General features: G+C 71.6%; 3 protein-coding genes and 1 pseudogene. 3 read left to right on the forward strand and 1 reads right to left on the reverse strand.

All coding sequences use genetic code 11. The features are described 5' to 3' along the window. The first annotated feature begins 286 nt into the window (after window positions 1-286). Together HUW36_RS31270 and HUW36_RS31275 are read left to right on the forward strand one after the other, a co-directional pair. Window positions 287-799, forward strand: coding sequence for an anthrone oxygenase family protein (locus tag HUW36_RS31270; protein ID WP_174531369.1), 513 nt, complete (start codon window positions 287-289; stop codon window positions 797-799). Next, window positions 796-1,245: a hypothetical protein gene (locus HUW36_RS31275; RefSeq protein ID WP_174531370.1), complete on the forward strand. Its 450-nt coding sequence runs from the start codon at window positions 796-798 to the stop codon at window positions 1,243-1,245. Before HUW36_RS31270 ends, HUW36_RS31275 begins: the two co-directional genes overlap by 4 nt. A 48-nt stretch (window positions 1,246-1,293) precedes the next feature. Here the strand turns inward: HUW36_RS31275 and HUW36_RS31280 are convergent. After that, window positions 1,294-2,052, reverse strand: a pseudogene (locus HUW36_RS31280) (DUF3427 domain-containing protein); the annotation flags it as partial. A gap of 31 nt (window positions 2,053-2,083) precedes the next feature. Here HUW36_RS31280 and HUW36_RS31285 point away from each other — a divergent pair. After that, on the forward strand, window positions 2,084-2,287 hold a 204-nt coding region (locus HUW36_RS31285; RefSeq protein WP_246248414.1), incomplete at its 3' end, for an MMPL family transporter.

Here is a 2,287-nt window from a genome sequence, read left to right on the forward strand (position 1 = left end):
CAGGCGAGCACGGCGCCGGCCGGGGCGGTGCCCTCGGCCACCACGGCCACCACGACCAGGGCGAGGGTGGCCGTCGCGAGCAGCGCGTCGGCGCGGGTGGGCGAGGTGTCGGGCACGCCTTCGAGCCTAGGTCCGCGCGGGGCCCCGGCGCTGTCGTCCGCAGGCGTCAGGGGCAACCCCGAGGTGTACGTCGAAAGGCGATCCCCGGTCGCGCGGCGGCGCGGACGACGGCGGGCGAGCACCGACCTAGCGTCGATGACATCCCCACCTACGAGGAGAAACGCTCATGTCCCGTACCAAACTGACGCGGATCGCCCTGATCGTGATGGTCTGGGCGGCGATGATGTCGTTCGGCGGGGTCGCCGCCGAGACCGTCATGCTCTACCCGAACATCTTCAACGACCCGCCCGCGTCCCTGGAGCGGGCCCGGGAGTTCCTGGTCTACGGCGGCCCGCACGACTACTTCCCGCCGCTGGGCGCGTCGGTCGTGCTGAGCAGCGTCGCCGCGACGCTACTCACCTGGCGCGACCGTCGGCTGCGCTGGTACGTCGCGGGAGCCACCGCCGTCTTCGTCCTGTGCGAGTTCCTGTTCTCCGCGGTCTTCTTCTGGCCGCGCAACGAGATCATGTTCGTGGACCCGGTGGGGACGCACTCGCCGGAGTACCTGCGGCAGGTGGCGTCGGAGTTCGTCGCCGGACACTGGGTGCGGTTCGCGGGCGGGGCGGTGACCGCCGCGCTGGCGTTCGTCGCGCTCCTGAAGTTCGTCCGGTCGACCGCGCCGTCGGCGGTCGGGCGATGAGCGCCCGTCGTACCCTCGGGTTCTCCTGGCCGGCGCTGGTCGGGCTGGCCGCACTCGCCGCGCCCCGGGTGGCGCTGCACGACCTGGACGTGGTGCCGGAGGGCACGGTGGTGGCCGCGCTGCTGGCGGTCGGGCCGCCGCTGGTCTGGGTGGCCGCCGTGCTGTGGCGGCGGCCTCCGCGCCCGTTCCTGACGCTGGTGGTCGTCGGCGCGCTGTACGGGGTGTTCCTGGCGATCGGTCACCAGGTGTTCTGGGACCCGTCGCTGGGGATGAACGCGGCGGGGCTGGCCAACATCTCACCGGGGGCGCGAGAAGCCTTGTTGCGGGCTTCGGCGGCCGTATCCAGTCTGGTCACCGGGACGATGGTCGGGGTCATCGCCGGCGGGGTGGCGGCGCTGCTGTGCCGTTGGAAGCGTCGGCCGGACCGCCACCGGATTGCCGGCTGAGTGGGGCGTTGCCTCTGCGTTGCCTTTCGAGCTGAGTCGTTGGTGATATCAGGCGGCGATCGCCCGGGCGGCGGCGTACATGACAGCGGGGAGCGGATGCCGCAGTTCCCAGAGGACGCGCATCGGCCGATCGCCGCTGTGCTCCCGGTAGGTCATCGGTCCGGCATACAGGTAGGGCGGTGCGCCCAGGTCACGGTCAGCAACTCGGGTCTCCCGCACGAACAGGTGCACCGTCGATCCCTGGGCGACGTGGTCGACATAGCGCCGCCCGGTCGCCGACGCCGACGTCGTCGTGCTCTGCGACTCCCGCTGGAACAGCCGGTCGGTGATGGCCCGGTCCGCGTACATGGTGGTCGGCGAGTAGTGCTCCTCGGACTTCACCAGCGTGACGAAGAAGAGGTCCGCCTTCTCGTCCGGCAGCCACTTCACGCCCTCCCGCAGCGAGCCCGGGTTCGCCATGCCGAAGGCGGCGCACGCCTCGTTGCGGCTGTAGCGGGCGTGCACCCGCAGCGGCACCCGCTCCGAAGTGGGTCGCTCGGTGACCCGGTGGATCCGATCGCGTAGCACCTCCGCGACCTGTCGTAGCTCCGCGCAGCGTGCCGGCTCAGCCCAGAGCCGCTTGAGCCGGGCGTCGCGTTCGGCCAGCGGCACCGACGGCCCCCACAGGCTGAAGTGCAGCATGTCGAGCAGCCGACCGGCGGCGGGCCGCAGAGCGGCCGCCACCTGGTCGATGAGGTCCAGCCGATCGATGTCGTCGACGTGCAGCATCCGACCGATAGCCCATCCGAGGTCACGGTCGTCCGGGCCGCCCGGGGCCGCGTCGAGCCCGGCGACCCGAGTGGGCACCGCGGATTTACACGAGACAATCAGCCTGGTCCGCGACGACCTGCGCGACGACCTGCACGCCAAGGCCCCGCAGGGCACGAAGGCACTGGTCGGCGGGCCGACCGCGATCTTCGCCGACATCAACTCGGCGAACAACCGCGACCTCTCGGTGATCCTGCCGGTGGCCGCCGGCCTGATCGCACTGATCCTCGCGTTG

It is taken from the genome of Micromonospora maritima (assembly GCF_902825405.1).
In the GTDB taxonomy this organism is placed as follows: Bacteria; Actinomycetota; Actinomycetes; order Mycobacteriales; family Micromonosporaceae; genus Micromonospora; species Micromonospora maritima.